Source organism: Limnohabitans sp. (assembly GCF_044373035.1).
Taxonomy (GTDB): domain Bacteria; phylum Pseudomonadota; class Gammaproteobacteria; order Burkholderiales; family Burkholderiaceae_C; genus Limnohabitans_A.
Map to the genome: position 1 here is coordinate 1 of NZ_JBILQU010000158.1, position 4,119 is coordinate 4,119.

The 4,119-nt window shown below is 61.7% G+C and carries 6 protein-coding genes; 4 read left to right on the forward strand and 2 right to left on the reverse strand.

Features of this window, described 5'->3' with window-relative positions:
* From ACIQ47_RS14890 to ACIQ47_RS14905, 4 genes are all read left to right on the forward strand, one after another.
* On the forward strand, nt 1-608 hold a 608-nt coding region (locus tag ACIQ47_RS14890), incomplete at its 5' end, for an energy transducer TonB (RefSeq protein WP_396438843.1).
* A gap of 59 nt (nt 609-667) precedes the next feature.
* Nucleotides 668-1,528: a MotA/TolQ/ExbB proton channel family protein gene (locus ACIQ47_RS14895; protein WP_396438844.1), complete on the forward strand. Its 861-nt coding sequence runs from the start codon at nt 668-670 to the stop codon at nt 1,526-1,528.
* An 18-nt stretch (nt 1,529-1,546) separates the two neighbouring features.
* Nucleotides 1,547-1,963, forward strand: a complete 417-nt coding sequence (locus ACIQ47_RS14900) for an ExbD/TolR family protein (RefSeq protein WP_396438845.1) — start codon at nt 1,547-1,549, stop codon at nt 1,961-1,963.
* 1 nt (nt 1,964) lies between these two features.
* Complete coding sequence (locus ACIQ47_RS14905) at nt 1,965-2,417, forward strand: ExbD/TolR family protein (protein WP_396438846.1); 453 nt, start codon at nt 1,965-1,967, stop codon at nt 2,415-2,417.
* 157 nt (nt 2,418-2,574) lie between these two features.
* Here ACIQ47_RS14905 and ACIQ47_RS14910 read toward each other — a convergent pair whose 3' ends face one another.
* Both ACIQ47_RS14910 and ACIQ47_RS14915 read right to left on the reverse strand, forming a co-directional pair.
* Nucleotides 2,575-3,561, reverse strand: a complete 987-nt coding sequence (locus ACIQ47_RS14910; RefSeq protein ID WP_396438847.1) for a tripartite tricarboxylate transporter substrate-binding protein — start codon at nt 3,559-3,561, stop codon at nt 2,575-2,577.
* Nucleotides 3,562-3,693: 132 nt separating this feature from the next.
* The coding region (locus ACIQ47_RS14915) for a phenylacetate--CoA ligase family protein (protein ID WP_396438848.1) at nt 3,694-4,119 on the reverse strand (426 nt) is incomplete at its 5' end.

Here is a 4,119-nt window from a genome sequence, read left to right on the forward strand (position 1 = left end):
GCCGCCAATTGCCCCAGGTGGTCCAAGCCATCTTGCTGCAGGAAACCCCGCCGCCCAAAATCGATCCGCCCCCTGCGCCGAAGCCACCGCCGCCACCGCCGCCCAAACCACAAGCACCACCCCCGGTCGCGCCAGCGCCACCGCCTCCCGTGGCCACGCCCAGTCCCACGCCACCGGCCCAGGTGCCACCGGTCGAAGTGGCGGTCGCGCCCAGCACCGCGCCCAAACAGGCCATCACGGCCGTGGCCAGCAGCAACCCGCAACCTGCACCGGCACCTGCCACAGCGGCTGCGCCTGCGCCTGCGACCCCGGCACGCGCCGCGCCACAAGCACGCACCCCTGCCAGCGTCAGCGCGGCCCAGTGCGACACACCCGACTACCCCACTGCCTCTCGGCGCATGGAAGAAGAAGGCACTGTCAGCCTGCGCTTTTTGGTCGGGGTGGATGGCAAAGTGATCCAGTCCGAGATCGAAAAAAGCTCGGGCTTCAAACGCCTTGACGAAGCCGCCCGTGCGGGTTTGTCCAAATGCCGCTTTCAGCCCGCCACCGTGGACGGCCGCCCTGAGCAAGCTTGGGCCAGCATGAAATACACCTGGCGACTGGAATGAGCCGCGCCCGCACCCTCACGAACAAGTCCACACTGCCCCGATTCAAGGAGTCTCCACCGATGCGCACCCCTATTCAACTCACCCTGGGCAGCCTGAGCCTGTCGGCCGCCTTGCTCTGCAGCACGGCTTGGGCCAACACCCCCACGGCGGCGGCCAATGCTGCAACCGCTGCGGTCGCAACGCCAGCCGCCACGGCCACCTTGGGTGCCCCGGCCAGCGCAGCCTCAACTGGTGCCAATTCCACGGCCCCAAGCAGCGAGACCCTCGACAACCCCTATGGCTTGGGCGCGCTGTGGGCGCAAGGCGATGCCGTGGCCAAGATCACACTGCTGATTTTGGTGATCATGAGCGTGGGCAGCTGGTATGTCATCTTCACCAAGTTCGCCGAACAATCGAGCATGCGCAAACATGGCTTGGCGGCCCAAGGTGACTTTTGGACCTCGACCAGCCTGCGCCAGGCCGCGGACGGGCTAGACCCCGCCAGCCCCTACCGATTCATCACCGAAAAAGGTCTTGAGAGCGCCAACCGGCACGAAGGCCTGCTCAGCAACGTGGACTTCAACACCTGGGTCAGCATGAGCCTGCAGCGCGCACTGGGTACGGTGCAAAGCCGCTTGCAAGACAGCCTGGCGGTGCTGGCCACGGTGGGCTCTACCGCGCCCTTTGTGGGCCTGTTCGGCACCGTGTGGGGCATCTACCACGCGCTGGTCAAAATCGGCATCTCGGGCCAAGCCAGCATCGACAAAGTCGCCGGGCCCGTGGGCGAGGCCTTGATCATGACCGCCATCGGCCTGGCGGTGGCAGTGCCTGCGGTGTTGGGCTACAACTGGCTGGTGCGCCGCAACAAGGCGGTGATGGAGGAAATCAACGCCTTTGGGGCGGACCTGCACGCCGTGCTGTTGTCCTCGGCCAAGAAGTAAACCGCCGGAGACTGCGCCATGGCCATGCACATCGGCACCGAGTCGGAAGACGACATCATGAGCACCATCAACACCACGCCCTTGGTGGACGTGATGCTGGTGCTGCTGATCATTTTCTTGATCACGATCCCTGTGGTGACCACCTCCATCCAGGTCAAGCTGCCACAAGAGAAAAACATGCCCCGTCAAGCTTTGCCGGAAAACCTGATCATCTCGGTGAACCAATCCGGACAGATTTTTTTGTACGACACCCCGATGAAAAACGCGGCGGACTTGCGTGAGCGGCTGAAAAAGTTCTCGGTGCTGCAACCTCAGCCTGAAGTGCACATTCGCGGCGACGCGCAAAGCGACTTTGCCGCCGTTGGGCAGGTCATGAACGCCGTGCAACGCGCGGGCATCGCCAAAGTCGGCTTCATCACCGACCCGGGGAACTGACATGAAACCGAGCACTGGCTTTCTTAGCCACCAGACCCCCAGCCTGAGCCCGCCCGATGAGGACGAGCTGATGGTGGACATCAACACCACGCCGCTGATCGACGTGATGCTGGTGCTGTTGATCATGCTGATCATCACCATTCCTGCGCAATTGCACGCGGTCAACCTGGACATGCCCGTAGTCAGTACAGCACCGCCACCCACCCCACCGCAGGTCATTCGCATCGACATCGCTGCCAACTCGGTGATCTCGTGGAATGGCCAAGCCTTGGCGGACCGAGCGGCTTTGCAGGCGCAACTGGCCCAGGCCGCTTTGCTGCAACCCCAGCCCGAGCTGCACATCCGCTCGCACCCTCAGGCCAAATACGAAGCTGCCGCTGCCGTGCTGGCTGGGGCCCAGCGGCAGGGTTTGAACAAACTGGGGATTTTGGGGACGGAAAAGTTCGGCAACTGAAAGGCGCTGGCTTTCATCTCGGTTTGCAAAGCGTGTGCCACACCCATCGCCCACGGGGTGGACTCCAAAAAGGCAGATCAACGACCCGCAGCACACCGTTCACAAAACAAAAAGCCCGACCAAGTCGGGCTTTTTGATGGGCTGAGCCAATGGATGATCAGTCGGCGTATTTGCCAGCCGCATCCACAGCGGCCTTGATCTTCACCATCTCAGCGGCCACAAACTTCTTGTGCTCAGCAGGGTCGGTGCGGTTGTCGTTCACCACGATGGCACCCAGACCTTCGTTCTTCTTGATGAATTCGGGGTCTTTCAAGGCTTTTTTAAGCGTGTCGTTCAACAACTTGGTGACGGCCGGTGGCGTGCCTTTGGGGGCATACAGGCCATGCCAGATGGTCAGGTTGAAGTTCTTCATGCCCATCTCTTGCAAGCTGGGGTAGTGCTTGAGCACGGGGTGGTTGCTCAAGGGCTTGGCCGTGGTCACGGCAAAAGCTTTCACGCGGCCACCCTCGATTTGGGCGGTGGTGTTGGTGGTCTGGTCACACATCATGTCCACCTGGCCGCCGATCAGGGCGGTCATGGCCGGCGCAGTGCCGCCAAACGGGATGGTCGTCATGGCATCCTTGGTCTGCACATTGCTCTGCCACAGCAGGCCACACAGGTGCGACGCAGAACCCAAACCCGCATGCGCGATGTTCAGCTTGCCCGCGTTGGCACGGATGTAGTTTTCAAAGTCGCGGTAGGTGTTCGCTGGCAACTGGGGCTTGCCGACCAACGTCATGGGCACGTCGTTGACCATGCCCAGGAACTCGAAATCTTCCAGCGGCTTGTAGGACAGCTTGCGGTACAGGGCAGGTGTAGCGGCCATGCCAATGTGGAACAACAGCAAGGTGTGACCATCGGGCGCGGCCTTGGCGACGCGGTTGGCACCAATGGTGCCGCCAGCGCCAGCGGTGTTTTCCACCACGAAGTTGCTACCCGGGATGAGTTTGCGCATGGCCTCAGCCAAGTCGCGCGCCACGCGGTCGGTTGGACCCCCCGCCGTGAACGGCACCACAATGGCGACCGGCTTGTTGCCAGGGTAAGTCTGGGCATGGGCACCCACAACCACAGCGGCCAATGCGGCTAATGCAAATAATTTTTTCATTTCAAAACCCCAAAAGTGATTAGTACATTGTAGAACCAAAGGGTGGAGGCGCCATGGCGGAAAACACTTAAACGCTTTCCCCAATTTACCGCTGGATACAAGGTCATGATCCAAATCAAGGCCCAGTCACACTCATTGGTAGCTTCTGGCGTCTTCAATCACCTTGCCGTCGTTGGCCAAGCTGCCCTGCGCCACCAGATGGACCTCGCCACGCAGCTTGGTCACATCGCGCACCGCTTCAGACACCCGGGCCTTGAGCGCATCGTCGGACACACGAGTGGTCTCCACATGCAAGGCCATTTGGTCATTGGCCATCTCACCCGTCACCACCAAGCGGGCTTTGCTCACTTCGGGAAAGCGCTTGACGATCTCGGCCACCTGGCCGGGATGCACAAACATGCCCCGGATCTTGGTGGTCTGGTCAGCCCGGCCCATCCAGCCCTTGATGCGTTGGCCGGTGCGGCCGGTGGGGCAAGGACCCGGCAGGATGGCCGACAAATCGCCCGTGCCAAAACGGATCAAGGGGTAGTCGGGGTTGAGCGTGGTGATGACCAGCTC